The sequence below is a fragment of the Streptomyces huasconensis genome (assembly GCF_021028635.1).
GTDB lineage: Bacteria > Actinomycetota > Actinomycetes > Streptomycetales > Streptomycetaceae > Streptomyces > Streptomyces huasconensis.
Genome location: NZ_CP086119.1, coordinates 1044586 through 1062209, shown reverse-complemented (window position 1 = coordinate 1062209; position 17624 = coordinate 1044586). Strand labels below are relative to the sequence as shown.

Genomic DNA, 17624 nt, shown 5'->3' with positions numbered 1-17624 from the left:
GGGTCACGATGATCACCCGAGAGCAGATCCCGACCGTGCTGGACCACCCGGTCCACGACGCCGATGGCAACAAGATCGGCGAAGCCAAGCACGTCTTCCTCGACGACGTCACCGGTCACCCCGCGTGGGTCAGCGTCAAGACCGGCCTTTTCGGCACCAGCGAGTCGTTCGTGCCGATCCAGGACGCCACCGTGGTCGAGGATCACCTTGAGGTGCCGTACGCCAAGGACACCGTCAAGGACGCACCCAACGTCGACGTCGATTCCGGCGGACACCTGTCCGAGACCGAGGAACACCGGCTCTACGAGCACTACGGCATCGCCTGGGAAGAGGCCTGGCACCAGGCCAACCAGCCCGGAGAGGGCGGCTGGGCCCGCGGTGACACCTCGACGCCGCGCTCCGGGGACGAGGCCATGACCCGCTCCGAGGAGCGGATGCACGTCGGCACCGAGCGCCGGGAGACCGGCCGCGCCCGTCTGCGCAAGTACGTGGTGACGGAGGAGGTCCAGCAGACCGTCCCGGTGCGGCACGAAGAGGTCGTCATCGAACGCGAGCCGATCACCGACGCCAACGCCGACCAGGCCCTGTCCGGTCCCGAGATCTCCGAGGCCGAGCACGAAGTCACCCTGCACGCCGAGCGTCCCGTCGTGGAGACGGAGGCGGTCCCGGTGGAGCGGGTGCGTCTGAACACCGAGGAACACGTCGAGGAAGAGACGGTCCGCGGCCGGCTCCGCAAGGAGCACATCGAGGCGGACACCCCCGGCCGGGACCGGGACACCGGTCGCTGACGGCCGACTCCCGCCGTATGACGGAGAAGGAACCGATCGCCCGGACGGCCACCGAGCCCGAGTCCGAGCCACGTACCGCATCATCTGTTGGACGAGGAGAACACATGCCCAGGGTCAAGCAGCCGCTCACCGACGACAGCATCAAGGTCCGCCAGGTCAGCCACTACCAGTTCAGCTGGGTGGCCGGTGAAGCCGGCGCACGCGGCACCTTCACCCTCCAGCTCGTCCTGGACGAGGGCGCGTGGGAGGAGGTCCTGACCGTGCAGGCCGACGACGCCGACGTTCTGCAGGACCTGCTGGAGAACACCGGAACAGTCCATTACGACGTGACCCGCCGCACCCTGATGTTCGGCGTCACGCCCGCGGGCAGCTGACCCGGCCCGTAGATCGCCCCGCTGCCGGTCCTCGTCAAGGGACCGGCAGCGGGGCGATCGCGTGACGCGACCGCATTCGCGCTGCCCTTGCCGGCGCCTTCGGTGTACGCGACACCGAGCGGAAGGCGAAGCGGCGGTTTTGGCCGCGAGTCAGGGGTACGCGTTACGGCGTACGACGAAATACCCGCACCACCGCAGGAGGCAGGTTATGGGCAAGCTCGGCGATATGGCGAACAAGGCCAAGGAGCTGGCCAAGGGCCACCCGGATCAGGCCGACAAGGGTGTCGAGAACGTGGAACGCGCGGTCGATGAGCGTACCGGCGACAAGTACGACGCCCAGACCGACAAGGCCGCCGATGCGGCCCGTCGTTCCTACGGAGGGGGCGGCACGGCGGCCGGCCACTGAGCAGCGCCAGCACGGCGAGGTGTACAGCGTCCGCGCTGTGCACCTCGCCGTGGTGTGTCATGGGCCAGTCGAGGCGCCGCTGAGTATCGGCGAGTAGCCGTGAACGGCGGGCGCGGGAGTCAGGCCGTCATCTTGGCCGGAGTACGAGTGGCGCCGAGAATCTCGGTGAGCGGCAGCCGCAAGGCCACAGCGATTTCGGCCAGTTCCCCCTCGGTGGGAAGAACGGGCCCCTGGGCGCCGTCCTCCATAAAGGCCCTGATACGTGGAGTGCGAATACCGGTTCGCTCCGCGAGAGCCTGAGCAGTCATGTGGCGGCGGTGCATGGTTACTTGCAGAAGTTCTCCAAGGTCGGCCATATGCGTCGCCTGCCCCCACCTATTACCGCCATTCGTCGGGCCACTCTTTCGTGGGAGCATGGCACCCCCGTCCCGAGTGGGACGAAAGCCGCGTCGGCCGCTGCCCGCATCTTTCCCGCGATCACCCTCGGTTACTATGCTCACTTCACGCCGGAGCCGGAGCGGGTGACTCCCACTCCTACGCCTCCAAGGTTGGCCGTGGATCGCTAGGTTGAATGGACAGGTGGCCTGGGAACATGCTGAAAGAGGTCACCGCGACCCGCTACATCACGCCCCTGCGTGAGGGCGGCTCGCTGCCGGGACTCGTCGAGGCCGACGACCTCGCGACGTACGTCATGAAATTCACCGGCGCCGGTCAGGGCCGCAAGACGCTCGTCGCCGAGGTGATCTGCGGGGAGTTGGCGCGCCGCCTGGGGCTGCGCATGCCGCGGCTCGTCCAGATGCTGCTGGACCCCGTGATCGGCCTCGGCGAGCCCGACCAGGAGGTGCAGGAACTCCTGAAGTCCAGCGGCGGCCCCAACCTCGGCATGGACTTCCTCTCGGGCGCGCTCGGCTTCGATCCGCTCGCCCACGCCGTGGACCCGGCCGAGGCGGGCCGCGTCGTCTGGTTCGACGCCCTGATCAACAACGTCGACCGCTCCTGGCGCAACCCCAACCTGCTCCTGTGGCACGGCGACCTGTGGCTCATCGACCACGGCGCCAGCATGATCTGGCACCACAACTGGCGCACCGCCCAGGCCGCGGCCGCCAAGCCGTACGACGCCTCCGACCACGTCCTGGCCCCCTGCGGCCCCGACGTGGCGACGGCCGCCGCCGAACTCGCCCCGCTCATCACCGAGGACCTGCTCACCGAGGTCACCGCGGAGGTGCCCGACGCGTGGCTCCTCGACGAGCCGGGCTTCGCGGACCCGGACGACGTACGCCGTGCCTACGTCTCCGTGCTGCTGCCGCGCGCGGGGACCATCCACGAACGGATCGCCCTCGGCGAGCCGCGGCCGAAGAAGGGTGCCACCACGTGACGCAGCGGGACGTCTTCGAGTACGCGCTGGTGCGCGTGGTGCCGCGCGTCGAGCGCGGCGAGCAGTTCAACGCGGGCGTCGTCGTCTACTGCCGCGCCAAGGAGTTCGTCGCCGCCCGCACCCACCTCGACGAGGGCAGACTGCGGGCGCTCGACCCCGCGGCCGACATCGACGGAATCCGGGCCGCGCTCGGCGCCGTCGAGCGGATCTGCGCGGGCGGCGAGGCCGCGGGCCAGGCCCAGCGGGACGACGCGGGCCGCCGCTTCCGGTGGCTGATCGCGCCGCGCTCCACGGTGGTGCAGCCGGGCCCCGTGCACACCGGCCTGACGGCCGACCCCGGGGCCGAGGTGGACCGCCTCCTCGACCTGTTGGTCAGGTGAGGTTCGGCGGGGTAACGCGTCACAGCTCGGCTGTGGGCCGTTGACACCCGGTGCCAGGGCTTCTAGCGTCTCGTCCAGCTGAAGGTACTAAGCGGTCGCTCACCAGCGGGGCGTACCGTGGAGCCGCACTACGCAGAGCCGCATCCCAAGGCGAGGAGAACCAGCATGTCCACCACTGAGCAGCGCGTCGCGGTCGTGACCGGAGGAGCGCGAGGCATCGGTGCGGCGACCGCCGTACGGCTCGCCGCCGAGGGCCGTGCCGTGGCCGTCATCGACCTCGACGAGGCCGCCTGCAAGGACACCGTCGAGCGGATCACCGCCGCCGGCGGCAAGGCGCTCGCGGTCGGCTGCGACGTCTCCGACGAGGCCCAGGTCGAGGCCGCGGTCGCCCGCATCGCCGAGCAGCTCGGCGCGCCGACGATCCTGGTCAACAACGCCGGTGTGCTGCGCGACAACCTCCTGTTCAAGATGAGCGCGGGCGACTGGGACACCGTCATGAACGTGCACCTGCGCGGTGCGTTCCTGATGTCGAAGGCCTGCCAGAAGCACATGGTGGATGCGGGCTTCGGCCGGATCGTGAACCTCTCCTCGTCCTCCGCGCTCGGCAACCGCGGCCAGGCCAACTACGCCGCGGCCAAGGCCGGACTCCAGGGCTTCACCAAGACCCTCGCCAAGGAACTCGGCAAGTTCGGCGTCACCGCCAACTCCGTCGCCCCCGGCTTCATCGTCACGGAGATGACCAAGGCCACGGCCGACCGCGTCGGCATGGACTTCGAGGAGTTCCAGGCGGCGGCCGCCACCCAGATCCCGGTGCAGCGCGTCGGCCGCCCCGAGGACATCGCCAACGCCATCGCCTTCTTCACCGGCGAGGACGCGGGCTTCGTCTCCGGACAGGTCATGTACGTGGCCGGCGGCCCGCTCAACTGACCCGGAAGGCGAAGATCATGGCAGCGCAGGACAGCGCAGTGCGGGACGGCGCGGTACGGGACAGCGGAAAGGCCGCGCTCGTCACGGGCGCGAGCCGCGGCATCGGCTACGGCATCGCCGAGGCCCTGGTCGCCCGCGGCGACCGCGTCTGCATCACCGGACGCAACGAGGACGCTCTCAATGAGGCCGTCGAGAAGCTCGGCTCCGACCGGGTCATCGGCGTCGCGGGCAAGGCCCACGACGAGGCCCACCAGGCGACCGCGGTCGCACGCATGATGGAGGCCTTCGGCAGGGTCGACTTCCTGATCAACAACGCCGGCACGAACCCGGTCTTCGGGCCGATCGCCGAACTCGACCTCGGTGTGGCGCGCAAGGTGTACGAGACCAACGTCATCTCGGCGCTCGGCTTCGCCCAGCAGACCTGGAAGGCCTGGCAGAGCGAGCACGGCGGCGCGATCGTCAACATCGCCTCCGTCGCCGGCGTCTCCGCCTCGCCGTTCATCGGGGCGTACGGGATGAGCAAGGCCGCCATGGTCAACCTCAGCCTCCAGCTGGCCCACGAGTTCGCGCCGAAGGTGCGCGTGAACTCCATCGCGCCCGCGGTCGTCAAGACCAAGTTCGCCCAGGCGCTCTACGAGGGCCGTGAGGCGGAGGCCGCCGCCTCCTACCCGCTCGGCAGGCTCGGCGTGCCCGAGGACATCGGCGGCGCGGCCGCCTTCCTCACCTCGGCCCAGTCCGACTGGATCACCGGCCAGACACTCGTGGTCGATGGCGGCATCTTCCTCAATGCGGGCGTCGGCTGACGAAGCCCGCACAACCATCGGCTACGCCGCCAAAAGCGACGTACGCACGCATCAAGTGCCCTGTCGGCGCAGTGGGTTGGCCCGGCGGGGCACTGCGATATTGTCTGCCGATCCCATGGCATGGCCGATCGAGGAGCGTGCGCGTGTTCAGTGAAGTTCCCCTTGCGAAGCGTATGAGGGGTATGCGTCCGGTGGCGGCGCTCGCGTCCATGTCCCTGCTCGCGGGCTGTGGGCTGCTGTCCTCCGAGGGGCCGGACGAGGAAGAGCCGATCACCGTCGGCACGATGAGCGCGCCCAGCACCCTGGACCCGGCCAAGGCCTGGGACAGTTCCTGGGAGCTCTACCGGAACGTCTTCCAGACCCTGCTCAGCTTCCCCTCGGGGGCCACCGAGCCGGAGCCGGACGCGGCCGAGTCCTGCGAGTTCTCCGACGCGTCCAACAAGGTCTTCACCTGTGAGCTGCGCGAAGGGCTGAAGTTCTCCGACGGCGACACACTGGACGCGGCGGCCGTCAAGTACTCCTTCGACCGGATGCGGACCCTGGAGGCCAAGGGCGTGGTCAAGGGCGGTCCCGCGGGGCTGCTCGGCTCCCTCGACACGGTCACGGCCAAGGGCGACAGGACCGTCGTCTTCCGCCTCAAGAAGGCGGACGCGACCTTCCCGTTCGTGCTGGCGACGCCCGCCATGTCGATCGTCGACCCCGGTGACTACCCGGCGGACAAGCTCCGCACCGGGGACCAGATCACCGGCTCGGGGCCGTACTCCCTGAAGGCCTACACGGCGGGCGAGAAGGCGGAGCTGGTCAAGAACAGCCACTACGAGGGCGCGGCCGACGTCAAGAACGACGCCGTCACCATCCGCTACTACAAGAAGTCGTCGGCGATGGTCGACGCCCTCAAGAAGAAGCAGATCGACGTCACCTTCCGCGGTCTGGCCGCCGAGGACGTCGTCGCCATGCAGAACAGGGGCCGGCGCGAGCAGGACATCGAACTCGTCGAGGGCGCGGGCACCGAGATCCGCTACCTGGTGTTCAACACCAAGGACGCCTGGGCGCGCAAGCTCCCGGTCCGCCGGGCCTTCGCGCAGGTCGTCGACCGTGCCGCCATCGCCCACAAGGTCTACAAGGACACCGTCGAACCCCTCTACTCGATGGTGCCGAGGGGCCTCACGGGCCACGCCACCGGGTTCTTCGACGACTACGGAAACCCCAGCTCGGCCAAGGCCAGGAAGATCCTCACCGACGCGGGCATCACCGCGCCCGTCCCGCTCACGCTCTGGTACACCACCGACCGCTACGGATCGGCCACCGCGCTGGAGTTCGCCGAGATCAAGCGGCAGCTGGAGGCGTCCGGCCTCTTCGAGATAACGCTCAAGAGCCGCCCGTGGACCGAGTTCCAGGACGGCTACAGCAACGGCGAGTACCCGGTCTTCGGGCGAGGGTGGTTCCCGGACTTCCCCGACGCGGACAACTTCATCGCGCCGTTCGTCGGCCCGAAGAACGTGCTCAACACGCCGTACGTCTCCAAGGAGATCACCGACGAGGTGCTGCCGCGCGAGCGCAGGGAGACCGACCGGGGCGCGGTGATCGACGACTTCGAACGGGCCCAGGAGATCCTCGTCGACGACGTCAGGCTGCTCCCGCTCTGGCAGGGCAAGCAGTACATCATGGCCAGCGAGGAGATCGCGGGCGGCGAGCGCGCCCTCGACCCCTCGGCGATCATGATGATGTGGGAGCTCCAGCGCAAAACGAGCTGGTAGGCAAGGGGCGTCGGGCCGGGGGAGACGGGTTCCGGTCGGATTGTCAGTGGGCGCCGGTAGGTTCTTCCGTGAGAAGTGACCGCACACCGGAGGTTGTTCACGTGACCGACATCGCCATGCTGCCCGCGTCCTGGCGCGGAGTCCTCGGCGAGGAGCTCCAGAAGCCCTACTTCAAGGAGCTCACCGAGTTCGTCGAGAAAGAGCGGGCGATGGGCCCCGTCTACCCCCCGCGCGAGGAGGTCTTCGCCGCCCTCGACGCGACGCCCTACGAGCGCGTGAAGGTCCTGGTCCTCGGCCAGGACCCCTACCACGGCGCGGGTCAGGGCCACGGCCTGTGCTTCTCCGTGCGCCCCGGCGTGAAGACGCCGCCCTCCCTGCGGAACATCTACAAGGAGATGCAGGCGGAGCTGGGCCACCCCGTGCCCGACAACGGCTACCTGATGCCGTGGGCCGAGCAGGGCGTCCTCCTGCTGAACGCGGTGCTCACGGTCCGCGCCGGTGAGGCCAACTCCCACAAGGGCAAGGGCTGGGAGAAGTTCACCGACGCGGTGATCCGCGCGGTGGCCGAGCGCCCCGACCCGGCCGTCTTCGTGCTGTGGGGGAACTACGCCCAGAAGAAACTCCCCCTCATCGACGAGGAGCGCCACGTCGTCGTGAAGGGCGCCCACCCCTCGCCGCTGTCCGCGAAGAAGTTCTTCGGCTCGCGCCCCTTCACGCAGATCAACGAAGCGGTGGCGGCGCAGGGACACGAGCCGATCGACTGGCGTATCCCGAACCTCGGCTGACGGACTCAGCCCAGGGCGCCGAGTGCGTCGCGTGCCGTCGATGAACTCGTAGCCGACGTACGCGCTCGTCGTCTCGCTCGTGTACGCGATGGAGTACGGGGGTGAGGCGTCGCGTGGTCCGGAGGCGCGGGTGCTGCGGAGCACCGCGCGGCTGAAGGTGTCCCGGTCGGGGATCGGGCCGCTGACCGCGATGTTCGGCGCGGCGGAGGCGCGGGCCGTGGACGGCGCGGGTGGGGCTGACGCGGCCGGCTGGACGGAGGTGGACCTCGACGTGGAGGAGCTGCCGGTGGCCGCGGGCGACATCCTCCGGCTCGGCCTGGAGGCGGAGGGGCTCGGGCCGCCCGGACTCCGCGCCGAGGTGGCCAGGAGCGTCACCGGGCCGGCCCAGCGGTACGCGTGAGCGCCGCCTCCGCCGAACGTGCCTGACCACGATTGTCAGTGGTGGCCGCTAGCGTCGTCAGGGATGGGGGCGATGGCCGTACGACCACGGAGGACCCGGTGACGGAGCAGCAGGAGCAGACGGCGGAAGACGCGATGATGACGCGGATCGGGCAGGCGGTCATGTTGCATCACGGCGGCGACCGCGAGGAGGCGCAAGGCCGCTTCCTCGGCCTGTGGGGGGAGATCGGCGAGGACGGCGACCCACTGCACCGGTGCACCCTCGCGCACTACATGGCGGACACCCAGGAGGACCCTTCGGCGGAACTGGCCTGGGACCTGCGGGCGTTGTCGGCGGCGGACGAGCTTACGGACGCCCGGTTGCACGAACACCACCGGTCGCTCGCGGTGCGCGGCTTCTACCCCTCCCTGCACCTCAACCTCGCCGCGGACTACCTGAAGCTGGGCCGCCCCGAGGCGGCCCGCAGCCATCTGCGCCGGGCCCGCGGCGCGGTCGGCGCACTGGAGGACGACGGATACGGCGACGGCATCAAGGCGGCCATCGCGCGGCTGGAGCGGCAGGTGGGGAGGGCGGCGAGGAGGAGTGACGGGGGTGGGGAGCGCGCCGGGGCGCACAGCGGTGGCCACGGGGGTGTCACCGCCGCGCGCCGCCCGGCTCAACGCCCGTACATGTCCCGGCAGATGACCGACTCGGGGCTGCCCGGCCGCCAGCCTCCGTAGGCCTCGCCGAGGGCGCAGACGTCCGTGGTGGGCGGCGGCAGGGGCGGGACGGGACGGGTGGCGCGGGCGTCGGGCCGGGCCGCGGGGGGCCTGCGTACCGGCGGTGGTTTCGGCTTCGGCTGCGGCTGCTCGGAGCGGGGCGCCGGGGTGGACGGGCGGGTGACAGGGGCGGGGTTCTGTGGGGCCGGCCGTCGGGGCGGCCCCATGCTCACCAGCGCATCGCGGGCCGGGGCCTGCTCGATCTGCGGCCGGCTTCGCCCGTCCGTGCGGGGCGCGGACGGTGACGCGGTGGTCGGGGCGGTGGCGGGCCGGGGCGACCGCTCGACGCTCACGCAGCCGGAGGCGGTGGCCGAGACGGCCACGGAGACGAGAAGCGCGGCGGTGGTGGTCGTCGATCTGTGCACCCGCCCAACTCTGGGGTCGACGGCGGCCCTTGGGGCCGAAACACGGGGGAGGTGCCCCGCACGGGTGACGGGGCGGCCTGTGTGGACCGGCGAGCGTGTGTGCCTGCGCTGCGCGGCTCTGCCTGGGGCCCGTGACGCGGGGGCGGTTGGGGGCGCCCCCGCATGGCGGTTTCCTGGCGCCTGTCCGTGGCCGCTGGGTCCCATGGGTGCCCGCGCTGCACGGCTGTGCCTGGGGCCCGCGAGGCGAGGGCGGCTGGGGGGGGGCGCCTGCGGCGGTTTCCCGGCGCCCGCCCGGGTCCGCTGGGCCCTGTGTGTGCCCGCGCCGCATGGCCCTGTCTGGGGCGTGCTACGCGAGGGTAGCCGGGAGGTGCGTCCCCCCCCCCACGCACTCGCAACGCGAAGGCGGCAGCGGAAGCGTGCCCTCGCTGTGGTCTCCCGACGCCCGCCCGTGGCCGCTGGGCCCCGTGTATGCCCGCGCTACATGGCCATGGCTAGGGCCCGCGACACGCAGGCGGCCGGGGGCATCCCCCGCGACGGTTTCCCGGCGCACGCCCGGCTCGCCCATGCCCGAGCGGCATGGCCCTGCCCGGGGCCCGCGACGCGAAGGTGGTCGGGGGGCGTCCCCCTGCGGTGATTTCCCGACGCCTGCCCGTGCCTGCTGGGCCGCGTGTGTGCCCGCGCTGCACGGCACTCCCTGGTGCCCGCGAGGCGAGGGCAGCCGGGAGGGGTGCCCCCGCACGCGCCCGCGACGCGAAGGCGGCCGTAGAGCGTCGCCCCCCAGCGGTTTCCCGGCGCCCGCCCGCCCCCGCGGACCTCCTCCGCCGGACGGGCCTCACGCACCTCCCGGCTCACCCCCACCCCCCCACGAGCCCCCGGCTCCTCGCCGGAGCCGACCGGTGCCCTCCGCAGGCCCCGTATGCTGCGGGAATGGTGACCGGGACTTCCGCGCGGCCGCGCGCAGGGGTCGGCCGGGTCGGCGGTGGATCAGCGGCAGACGTAGGGAGACAGTGGTGAAGATCGGCTGCATCGGACTCGGTGACATCGCGCAGAAGGCGTATCTGCCCGTCCTCACCACCCAGCCCGGGGTCGAGCTGCACCTCCAGACCCGCACCCCCGCGACGCTCGCCCGGGTCGCGGGCGTCCACCACATCCCGGACGCCCGCTGCCACACCGACCTGGACGCACTGCTCGCCCAGGGCCTCGACGCCGCCTTCGTGCACGCGCCGACCGCCGTGCATCCCGAGATCGTCACGCGGCTCGTCGAGGCGGGCGTCCCCACGTACGTCGACAAGCCCATCGCGTACGAACTCGCCGACTCCCAGCGCCTCGTGAAGCTCGCCGAGGACCGCGGCGTCAGCCTCGCCGTCGGCTTCAACCGCCGTTACGCGCCCGGTTACGCCCAGTGCGCGGACCACCCGCGCGAGCTGATCCTGATGCAGAAGAACCGCGTCGGGCTGCCCGAGGACCCGCGCACCCTCGTGCTCGACGACTTCATCCACGTCGTGGACACCCTGCGCTTCCTGGCGCCCGGGCCGATCGACCACGTCGGTGTGCGGGCCCGCGTCGTGGACGGGCTGATGGAGCACGTCGTGCTGCAACTGGCGGGCGACGGCTTCACCGCGCTCGGCGTGATGAACCGGCTGAGCGGTTCGACCGAGGAGATCCTCGAGGTCTCCGGGCAGGACACCAAGCGGCAGGTGGTCAACCTCGCCGACGTCATCGACCACAAGGGCCAGCCCAGCGTGCGGCGGCGCGGCGACTGGGTGCCGGTGGCCCGGCAGCGCGGCATCGAACAGGTCGTCCTCGCCTTCCTGGACGCCGTCCGCGCGGGCAAGGTCCTCAGCGCCCGGGACGCACTGGCGACCCATGAACTGTGCGAGCGCGTGGTCCTCGCCGCTCAGGGGCAGGGCGGCGCCTGAGAACCCGCGCGCCCTCGGCCGCGCCCAGCGCCATGAGGACGAGCAGCGCTCCCTGCACGGGCCAGGCGCCCCAGCGGACGTACGCGGTGGTGCCCTTGGCCAGCGGTACGTCGTACACCTCGGCGGCGCTCGCCGAGGTGCCGAGCGGGGTGCCGACGCGTGAACCGTCCGCGGCGTGGACCGCGGAGACACCGGTGAGCGTGGCGTGCACCATCGGGCGGCCCGTCTCGGCGGCGCGCACCGCCGCGAGCGAGGCGTGCTGCTCGGGCGCCCAGCTGGCCTGGAACGACGACGTGGCGGACTGGGCGAGGAGCAGTCGGGCGCCGTCCCGGGTGAGCTGCCGGCTCATGTCGGGGAACGCCGACTCGAAGCAGACCAGTGGCCCGACCCGCAGGCCGTGCCCGGCGTCCATGACCACCTGGCGGTCGCCGCGCCTGCGGTCCTCGCCCGCGGCCTTGCCGACGGAGGTGGCCCAGCCGAGCAGGGACCGCGCCGGTATGTACTCGCCGAAGGGCACGAGCCGCATCTTGTCGTAGCGGTCGCCGGTCGGCCCGTCCGGGCCGACGAGCACGGAGCTCTTGAAGATGCCGGGCCGGTCGGAGCGGCGCGCGTCGACGTTCACCAGGATGTCCGCGCCGACCTCGCGGGAGAGCGCGGCGATGCGGCGGGCGACGTCGGGCCGGTCGGCCAGGTCGAAGCCGACGCTGCTCTCGCCCCACACGACCAGGTCCAGGTCCCGCCCGGCGAGGGAGCGGGTCAGCTCCTCCTCGCGGGCGAACCGCTTCTCGGCGCCCGCGATGCCGTTGATGACACCGGGTTGTACGACGGCGACCCGGACGCGGCCCGCGGCTTCCGGCTGCGGGGCCCAGGACCAGGCGGCGATGGTGACGAGGGCGACGGCGACGAGCCCGGCGATCCCGGCGAGGGCCGGTGCGGGGAGGGCGGACGTGCGGAGGGCAGACGTGGCGAGAAGGGCGGACTTCGGGGCCACCATGCGGGAGCCGTGCCGGAACGCGGCGCCGTGCCGGAACGCGGAGCCATGTCCGAACACGGAACCGCTTCCAGGCGCCGAACCGCTTCCGGGCGCCGAACCGGCGTCCACCGCGTCCACCGCATCCCCCGCAAGCCCCCTGCCCCGCGCCCAGGCGACGATCAGCAGCGCGACCCCCACGTTCAAGGCCACCACCAGCGCGCTGACCAGCCAGACCCCGCCCACGGAGGCGAGCCGCAGGGCCGGGGACAGCTGCCACTGGCTGGAGCCGAGCAGACCCCAGGGGCCGCCCAAACCCTCCCAGGATCTGACCAGTTCGACCATCAGCCAGCCCGAGGGCAGGGCCACCAGCGCGACCGCCGCCCGACCCGGCGTCGGTACGCCGCCGAGGAGCCGTCGTACGAGCCAACCCCAGGGCGCCCACAGCAGGCCGAGCAGCGCGGCGATGACGACCGTGAACACATGCAGGCTCGGCAGCAGCCAGTGGTGTACGGCGATCATGAACCCGAGTCCGCCGAGCCAGCCGTCGGCCATGGCCCGCCGCCCGGTCGGGGCCGTGCGCGTCAGGAGCATCCACGGCACCAGCGCGACGTACGCGCACCACCACAGCGACGGCGCGGGGAACGCGAGCGCGGGCAGCGCTCCCGCCACGACGGCGACGCCGCCCCGCCACCGCCGTGACGCGAGCAGCCGCTCGGCGCGGGGCCCGAGCCGCCCCCACCGGTCGTCGCCGAACTGAGCCATGCAGCGCCTCCCTAGGTCCCCGACGCCCGGACGTGCTTCCAGTGTGCGCGCCGCCGACGATCTAGAACAGTGGGCGTTTGTTCGGGTGGCGTGGGCAGGGACGAAGGGTGGTGGCGTGCCCCGGGTCAGTCAGTCCTTGGTGGGCGTCGCGTGCCGCCGGTCCCTGACGCGGCGCCACTTCTCCCGCACAGCCACCTCCCGCAGCCGCCAGCCGCCGTGCGTGCGCAGCAGCGCGAAGGCATAGCGGCCGCCGCAGACGAAGTCGGGTGCCGTGGACGCCGCCTCGCCGGCGCGGTCCGCGAACCGCATGGGGTTCACGTAGTCGGCCCGCACGCGGGCGGAGTCGCCGATGTCCTGCTCCAGCGTGCCGAACTCCAGGCGGCGGTTGACGATCAGGTGCTGGCGCATGGGGAACATCCGCATCGTCTCGGCCAACCATGCGGCCACCTCGGCGGAGTCTCCCTCGATGCCGCCCGCGGAGCGGTAGTCCGCGCGTCCACCGGGTGCGAAAAGCTGCTGGTAGGCGTCCCAGTCACCGTCGTCGACGGTCACCGCGTACTCGGTGATGAGGGCATCGATGGCCAACCGGTCGATCACGGCGGCGAGTTCCACGCGCTGCGTCATCGGCTCAGTGTTGGGCACGGGGGATGCGGAGCCAAGGGGCGTGCACGGAGCCGGAGGGACGGAGCGGTTCGCCCGCATCGACGCGCTCGCTCAACTCGTCTGTCCGTACGGCGCTTCAGCGGGTACACGAAGAGGTGCACGGTCCACCAGCCACTCTCGGCAGAGGAGAACGAACGACATGCCAGGACTGATGACGAAGATCAAGCAGTTCGTCCAGAGCCCGCAGGGCCGACGCACGGTCGCACAGGTGCGTCGCGCCTCCGCCGACCCGCGGCGACGGGCACAGGCACAGCGGCTCCTGGGCGGCCTCCGCCGCCGGTGACGCCGGGCGGCCGGTCCGCTCCCGCCACCGGGAGCGGACCATCGGCGTCCAGGCCGGCCACCCCCCGGCCGTGGCCAGGGGATGCCGCTCGTCAGGACGGCCCGGCGTCCTGCTCCGGGACGACCGCCACCGCGTCGATCTCCACGAGCGCGCCCGGGCGCGCGTGTCCTGCGGTGGAGACGACGGTGACGGCTGTGCGGTGATCGCCCCACACCGACCGCGATGCCGCGTACGCCTCATGGGCGTCAACACCCTGGACGAGGTAGATGGTCAACTTGGCGACATGCTCGGGACCGGTGCCCGCAGCGGCGAGGACGGTCAGGACGTTGCGCATCGCCTGAGCGGTCTGCGCCTCGATGCCGTCGAGCAGTTCTCCGTCACTGTCGCTGCCGAGCTGGCCGCCGACATGCAGCATCCGGGCGGCGGGTGTGATCACGCCCTGCGTGAAGGCGGGGTTCCTGTGGAGCCCGTCGGGGTCGAGGTGGGTCGTCCGCGCGGTCATGGGCCTCTTTCCGAAGGTGCCGGGTGCCGTGTGCAGGTAGAGGTCGCGCAGCAGGCAGACCTCCGACAGGTGGTGGATCAGTTCGCGGTGGACGTGCAGCACGAGGTCGGCCATGGGCAGCTCGGGGAAGGGCTCCTTCGCGCCGACCGGGGCCAGGAGTTCGCTGTCGGTGAGGCCGCGGACTCCGGCCGGCCAGACGTCGAGCTGGGCCGTGAGCTGGTCGAGCGCGGTGGCCGCGTCGCCCGCGTACTCCCAGGTGTCGTACGACGCCGGGGGCGCCCCGAAGTGTGCCGCGTTGCGCGCGGCGAGCACGCCGACGATGACGTGATGCAGGCGCCAGGCGATGGTGGCGAAGGCGGCGGGGGCCGGCTGGGGCGTGGCGTGGTCCAGCATGAAGTCCCCGGCCCCCAGCTGTACGGGAGCCGTCGAACTACCGCGCGGTCGCACGCTCCAGGCGTCGGGCACCGGCGACCAGAAGTACTCGTCGCCGGTGAGGCCGTCGAGGCGGGCTCGGAGCTGATGGTTCCAGTGGCACTCCCACTGCTCGCGCAGCGTTCGGTTGACGTCGAGTTCGTTCGCGTCCATGGGGTCACCGTGGCACCTGAGGCGGACAGGATCGGTCCGCCACTTCTGCCAAGGTGGGCGCATGGACGTGGTGAGCGGTGCGGAGCGGGGGACGACGGAGCGGGTTCTCGCCCTGCTCGGGCTGCTGCAGCAGCGACAGGCCTGGAGCGGTCCCGAACTCGCCGAGCGGCTCGGGGTCACGCCCCGCACGGTGCGGCGTGACGTCGAGCGGCTGCGCGCGCTCGGGTATCCGGTGCATGCCGGGCAGGGCGTCGGCGGCGGTTACCGGCTCGGCCCGGGACAGGAACTGCCGCCCCTGCTCCTCGACGACGAGGAAGCGATCGCCACCGCGGTCCTGCTGCTCGTCGGCGCGGATGGCGCGGTCGTCGGCGACGCGGCGCTGCGGGCGCTGACCAAGCTCGACCAAGTGCTGCCCGCCCGGCTGCGGCACGAGGTGCGTGCGCTCTCCGGCTCGGTGGAGTCCTTCGGCGCGGGCCGCACGCCGGTCGTCCCCGAGGCGCTCATGACGCTGGCCCGGGCCCGCCGTGACGAGGTCGAGGTCGGTTTCGACTATCCCTCAGGGGGCGAGGTGCGTCGGCGGCGGGTCGAGCCCTACCGGCTGGTCGCCTCCGACCGGCGCTGGTACCTCTTCGCGTACGACCTCGACCGCGACGACTGGCGTACCTTCCGCGTCGACCGGATGACCGCTGTCTCCGCACGGACGTGGCGCTTTCGCCCGCGCGCGGCGCCCGACGCGGCGCGGTACGTGCAGGAGGGCGTGGCGAGCCGGGTCTATCCGCACCGGGCGCGCTTCCTCGTGCACGCGTCGGCCGAGACGGTGCGCGCGCAGCTGCCCGCGTCGGCGGCCGTCGTGCGCGAGCGGGGGAGTGAGCGCTGCGAGGTGCTCAGTGGCGCCGCCGGGCTCGACGCCGTGCTGATGCACGTCCTCCTGCTGGGGCACGCCTTCGAGATCCTCGAACCGCTGGAACTTGGTAGCCGCTGCCGGGAGTTGGCCCAGAGGCTGCTGGCGGCCGGGGCACCCGTCTCACCGGTGCCGGAGACGGACGAGGCCTGAGCCGCGACGACCCACGGGCGGGGGGCGTCTTACGTCAGGCGGCCCTCACCATCTCGGCACGGACGGCCGCCGCCCACTCCGTCACCAACTGTTCGTACTCTCTGCGCTGTTCGGGGGTGAGGCGACCGGCCGCGCGCAGCCAGAGGCCGCGTATCCGCTCGTTCAGCTCCACGGAAGAGCGCACGGAACCATGGGTCGGTGAGGTTAAGGGCATGGCGCCAAGCCTAGGGGATGAGTACGACAATCGGAACTGTCAGCTACCACACACCTCCGCCGGGTGATCGCCCGCCGCGCCTGCGCTCGGGTCGCCGCCCCCAAATCCGTATGAAACGGTAGAAAGCCACCGGCGCGGTTCCCGCTGTGCCCGTGGTGTTGGTTCCTACCGGAAGAGGTGGCCCCATGTCCTCGAAGCGACGCCGCAAGAAGAAGTCCCGCCGCAAGCACGCGGCCAACCACGGCAGTCGTCCGCAGTCCTGAGACCGCCCACGCGGCCGGGCAGTACGCCAGGCCAGGCCCCGCCCTCGGTTGCCGCTGTCGGCGGGCGGCCGCGATGGCGGTGCCAAGGAGGGCTCGGCCGCGTCGCTGGCCGTCATAGAGTCCGCCTGCTGGACCCACGCCCACCGCAGGGCCCCAGCAGTGACCGCGGGAGCCCGTTGCCGCGCTGTGCCCGCCGCTGCCCGGGCGGCGTGCTCGGCGTACCTCACCCGGTTCCACCGCGCCCCCCGGCGCGACCGTCCTGCCCCTATCCCGCTGATTCCCCCGCGTGCGGGCTCAGCGTCCCCGTCGCCACCAGGGCGATGAGGACGATGCCCAGCAAAATCCGGTAGTAGACGAACGGCATGAAGCTCTTGGTGGTGATGAACTTCATGAACCACGCGATGACCGCATATCCGACCACGAACGCGATGATCGTGGCGAAGATCGTCGGCCCCCAGGAGACGTGCCCCTCGCCCGCGTCCTTCAGCTCGAAGACGCCGGAGGCGAGGACGGCGGGGATGGCCAGCAGGAACGAGTAGCGGGCCGCTGCCTCGCGTGTGTAGCCCATGAGGAGGCCGCCGCTGATCGTGGCGCCGGAGCGGGAGACTCCCGGGATCAGGGCCATCGCCTGGCAGAGGCCGAAGATCAGGCCGTCCTTGACGCCCAGCTCCTTGAGGCCCTTGCGGCGGCGTACGGCGCGGTGCCTGCCGCCCGTCTCGTCGCGCGCCGCCAGGCGGTCGGCGATGCCGAGGACGATGCCCATCACGATCAGCGTGGTGGCGATCAGCCGCAGGTCGCGGAAGGGGCCCTCGATCTGGTCCTTGAAGGTCACGCCGAGGACGCCGATCGGGATCGAGCCGACGATGACCAGCCAGCCCATCTGCGCGTCGTGGTCCGAGCGCGGCACCTTCCCGGCGATCGAGCCGAACCACGCGGACACGATCCGCGCGATGTCCTTGCGGAAGTAGATCAGCACGGCCGTCTCGGTGCCGATCTGCGTGATCGCCGTGAACGCGGCGCCCGGGTCGTGCCAGCCGGCGAACGCCGCCGTCAGCCGCAGGTGCGCGCTGGAGGAGATCGGGAGGAACTCGGTCAGTCCCTGGACGAGCCCGAGGATGAAGGATTCAAGCCAAGACATGAGAACTGCGCCGTCCAAGTACTGATCATCAGACCGCGTGAGCGATCACAGCGGTCATCGAGGTCATCGAGGTCATCGAGGTCGTAGAGGTGCGTGGCTGAGGCGTGCGGGGAGCGTGAGCAGGCGTACGAAAGAGGCGGAAATGCCGGG

Annotated in this window: 21 protein-coding genes; 14 read left to right on the top strand and 7 right to left on the bottom strand. The window is 71.6% G+C overall.

Going from position 1 to position 17624, the window contains the following annotated elements:
- Positions 1-8 precede the first annotated feature (8 nt).
- The 3 genes from J2N69_RS04735 to J2N69_RS04725 all read left to right on the top strand — a co-directional run bounded on the left by J2N69_RS04735 (position 9) and on the right by J2N69_RS04725 (position 1568).
- Positions 9-788 (top strand): DUF2382 domain-containing protein, encoded by a 780-nt coding sequence (locus J2N69_RS04735; RefSeq protein WP_230899615.1) that lies wholly within the window; start codon positions 9-11, stop codon positions 786-788.
- Between the two features lie 104 nt (positions 789-892).
- On the top strand, positions 893-1162 hold the full coding sequence (locus J2N69_RS04730; protein ID WP_230899614.1) for a hypothetical protein: 270 nt from the start codon (positions 893-895) through the stop codon (positions 1160-1162).
- A gap of 208 nt (positions 1163-1370) precedes the next feature.
- A complete protein-coding gene (locus J2N69_RS04725) occupies positions 1371-1568 on the top strand; it encodes an antitoxin (protein ID WP_127911976.1) in 198 nt (65 codons plus the stop codon).
- A gap of 119 nt (positions 1569-1687) precedes the next feature.
- Here the strand turns inward: J2N69_RS04725 and J2N69_RS04720 are convergent, their stop codons facing one another.
- Positions 1688-1924: a helix-turn-helix domain-containing protein gene (locus J2N69_RS04720; RefSeq protein ID WP_230899613.1), complete on the bottom strand. Its 237-nt coding sequence runs from the start codon at positions 1922-1924 to the stop codon at positions 1688-1690.
- A gap of 236 nt (positions 1925-2160) precedes the next feature.
- Between J2N69_RS04720 and J2N69_RS04715 the strand changes: the two genes are divergently transcribed.
- The 8 genes from J2N69_RS04715 (at position 2161) to J2N69_RS04680 (ending at position 8714) form a co-directional block, all read left to right on the top strand.
- Positions 2161-2943 carry a HipA family kinase gene (locus tag J2N69_RS04715; protein WP_230899612.1) on the top strand — a complete coding sequence of 261 codons (783 nt, stop codon included), beginning with the start codon at positions 2161-2163 and terminating at the stop codon, positions 2941-2943.
- On the top strand, positions 2940-3323 hold the full coding sequence (locus J2N69_RS04710; RefSeq protein WP_230899611.1) for a DUF3037 domain-containing protein: 384 nt from the start codon (positions 2940-2942) through the stop codon (positions 3321-3323). The genes J2N69_RS04715 and J2N69_RS04710 overlap by 4 nt, the downstream gene beginning before the upstream one ends.
- 165 nt (positions 3324-3488) lie before the next feature.
- A complete protein-coding gene (gene fabG / locus J2N69_RS04705) occupies positions 3489-4250 on the top strand; it encodes a 3-oxoacyl-ACP reductase FabG (RefSeq protein ID WP_230899610.1) in 762 nt (253 codons plus the stop codon).
- Positions 4251-4267: 17 nt separating this feature from the next.
- Positions 4268-5053 carry an SDR family oxidoreductase gene (locus tag J2N69_RS04700; protein ID WP_230899609.1) on the top strand — a complete coding sequence of 262 codons (786 nt, stop codon included), beginning with the start codon at positions 4268-4270 and terminating at the stop codon, positions 5051-5053.
- Between the two features lie 173 nt (positions 5054-5226).
- Complete coding sequence (locus tag J2N69_RS04695; protein ID WP_230899608.1) at positions 5227-6810, top strand: ABC transporter substrate-binding protein; 1584 nt, start codon at positions 5227-5229, stop codon at positions 6808-6810.
- A gap of 101 nt (positions 6811-6911) precedes the next feature.
- Complete coding sequence (locus tag J2N69_RS04690) at positions 6912-7595, top strand: uracil-DNA glycosylase (protein WP_230899607.1); 684 nt, start codon at positions 6912-6914, stop codon at positions 7593-7595.
- 88 nt (positions 7596-7683) lie between these two features.
- Positions 7684-7995, top strand: a complete 312-nt coding sequence (locus tag J2N69_RS04685) for a WCX domain-containing protein (RefSeq protein ID WP_230904581.1) — start codon at positions 7684-7686, stop codon at positions 7993-7995.
- A gap of 98 nt (positions 7996-8093) precedes the next feature.
- On the top strand, positions 8094-8714 hold the full coding sequence (locus J2N69_RS04680; RefSeq protein ID WP_230899606.1) for a hypothetical protein: 621 nt from the start codon (positions 8094-8096) through the stop codon (positions 8712-8714).
- Here J2N69_RS04680 and J2N69_RS04675 read toward each other — a convergent pair.
- Positions 8651-9118 (bottom strand): hypothetical protein, encoded by a 468-nt coding sequence (locus J2N69_RS04675; protein WP_230899605.1) that lies wholly within the window; start codon positions 9116-9118, stop codon positions 8651-8653. The two genes, J2N69_RS04680 and J2N69_RS04675, sit on opposite strands and share 64 nt — an antisense overlap.
- Positions 9119-10128: 1010 nt before the next feature.
- Here J2N69_RS04675 and J2N69_RS04670 point away from each other — a divergent pair.
- Positions 10129-11037, top strand: coding sequence for a Gfo/Idh/MocA family protein (locus J2N69_RS04670; protein WP_230899604.1), 909 nt, complete (start codon positions 10129-10131; stop codon positions 11035-11037).
- On the opposite strand, the gene lnt is transcribed toward J2N69_RS04670, so the two are convergent.
- Together lnt and J2N69_RS04660 are read right to left on the bottom strand one after the other, a co-directional pair.
- A complete protein-coding gene (lnt, locus tag J2N69_RS04665; protein WP_230899603.1) occupies positions 10958-12772 on the bottom strand; it encodes an apolipoprotein N-acyltransferase in 1815 nt (604 codons plus the stop codon). The genes J2N69_RS04670 and lnt overlap by 80 nt on opposite strands.
- A 129-nt stretch (positions 12773-12901) precedes the next feature.
- Positions 12902-13396, bottom strand: coding sequence for a nuclear transport factor 2 family protein (locus J2N69_RS04660; RefSeq protein ID WP_230899602.1), 495 nt, complete (start codon positions 13394-13396; stop codon positions 12902-12904).
- 178 nt (positions 13397-13574) lie between these two features.
- Between J2N69_RS04660 and J2N69_RS04655 the strand changes: the two genes are divergently transcribed.
- Positions 13575-13718 (top strand): hypothetical protein, encoded by a 144-nt coding sequence (locus J2N69_RS04655; protein WP_230899601.1) that lies wholly within the window; start codon positions 13575-13577, stop codon positions 13716-13718.
- Between the two features lie 91 nt (positions 13719-13809).
- On the opposite strand, the gene J2N69_RS36500 is transcribed toward J2N69_RS04655, so the two are convergent.
- Entirely contained in the window at positions 13810-14805 is a 996-nt protein-coding gene (locus tag J2N69_RS36500) for a Rid family hydrolase (RefSeq protein ID WP_330166795.1), read from the bottom strand.
- Between the two features lie 61 nt (positions 14806-14866).
- Between J2N69_RS36500 and J2N69_RS04640 the strand changes: the two genes are divergently transcribed.
- Complete coding sequence (locus J2N69_RS04640; RefSeq protein WP_230899600.1) at positions 14867-15859, top strand: helix-turn-helix transcriptional regulator; 993 nt, start codon at positions 14867-14869, stop codon at positions 15857-15859.
- Positions 15860-15893: 34 nt separating this feature from the next.
- Here J2N69_RS04640 and J2N69_RS04635 read toward each other — a convergent pair whose 3' ends face one another.
- Both J2N69_RS04635 and J2N69_RS04630 read right to left on the bottom strand, forming a co-directional pair.
- Complete coding sequence (locus tag J2N69_RS04635; RefSeq protein ID WP_408056670.1) at positions 15894-16043, bottom strand: hypothetical protein; 150 nt, start codon at positions 16041-16043, stop codon at positions 15894-15896.
- Between the two features lie 558 nt (positions 16044-16601).
- Entirely contained in the window at positions 16602-17474 is an 873-nt protein-coding gene (locus tag J2N69_RS04630) for an undecaprenyl-diphosphate phosphatase (protein WP_230899598.1), read from the bottom strand.
- Positions 17475-17624 lie beyond the last annotated feature (150 nt).

Coding starts and splice junctions, on each gene's coding strand:
- J2N69_RS04695 (WP_230899608.1), top strand. CDS start 5,227: ATGAGGGGTATGCGTCCGGTGGCGGCGCTCGCGTCCATGTCCCTGCTC.
- lnt (WP_230899603.1), bottom strand. CDS start 12,772: ATGGCTCAGTTCGGCGACGACCGGTGGGGGCGGCTCGGGCCCCGCGCC.
- J2N69_RS04735 (WP_230899615.1), top strand. CDS start 9: ATGATCACCCGAGAGCAGATCCCGACCGTGCTGGACCACCCGGTCCAC.
- fabG (WP_230899610.1), top strand. CDS start 3,489: ATGTCCACCACTGAGCAGCGCGTCGCGGTCGTGACCGGAGGAGCGCGA.
- J2N69_RS04725 (WP_127911976.1), top strand. CDS start 1,371: ATGGGCAAGCTCGGCGATATGGCGAACAAGGCCAAGGAGCTGGCCAAG.
- J2N69_RS04655 (WP_230899601.1), top strand. CDS start 13,575: ATGCCAGGACTGATGACGAAGATCAAGCAGTTCGTCCAGAGCCCGCAG.
- J2N69_RS04700 (WP_230899609.1), top strand. CDS start 4,268: ATGGCAGCGCAGGACAGCGCAGTGCGGGACGGCGCGGTACGGGACAGC.
- J2N69_RS04720 (WP_230899613.1), bottom strand. CDS start 1,924: ATGGCCGACCTTGGAGAACTTCTGCAAGTAACCATGCACCGCCGCCAC.
- J2N69_RS04660 (WP_230899602.1), bottom strand. CDS start 13,396: ATGACGCAGCGCGTGGAACTCGCCGCCGTGATCGACCGGTTGGCCATC.
- J2N69_RS04640 (WP_230899600.1), top strand. CDS start 14,867: ATGGACGTGGTGAGCGGTGCGGAGCGGGGGACGACGGAGCGGGTTCTC.
- J2N69_RS04715 (WP_230899612.1), top strand. CDS start 2,161: ATGCTGAAAGAGGTCACCGCGACCCGCTACATCACGCCCCTGCGTGAG.
- J2N69_RS04685 (WP_230904581.1), top strand. CDS start 7,684: ATGGAGTACGGGGGTGAGGCGTCGCGTGGTCCGGAGGCGCGGGTGCTG.
- J2N69_RS36500 (WP_330166795.1), bottom strand. CDS start 14,805: ATGGACGCGAACGAACTCGACGTCAACCGAACGCTGCGCGAGCAGTGG.
- J2N69_RS04630 (WP_230899598.1), bottom strand. CDS start 17,474: ATGTCTTGGCTTGAATCCTTCATCCTCGGGCTCGTCCAGGGACTGACC.
- J2N69_RS04730 (WP_230899614.1), top strand. CDS start 893: ATGCCCAGGGTCAAGCAGCCGCTCACCGACGACAGCATCAAGGTCCGC.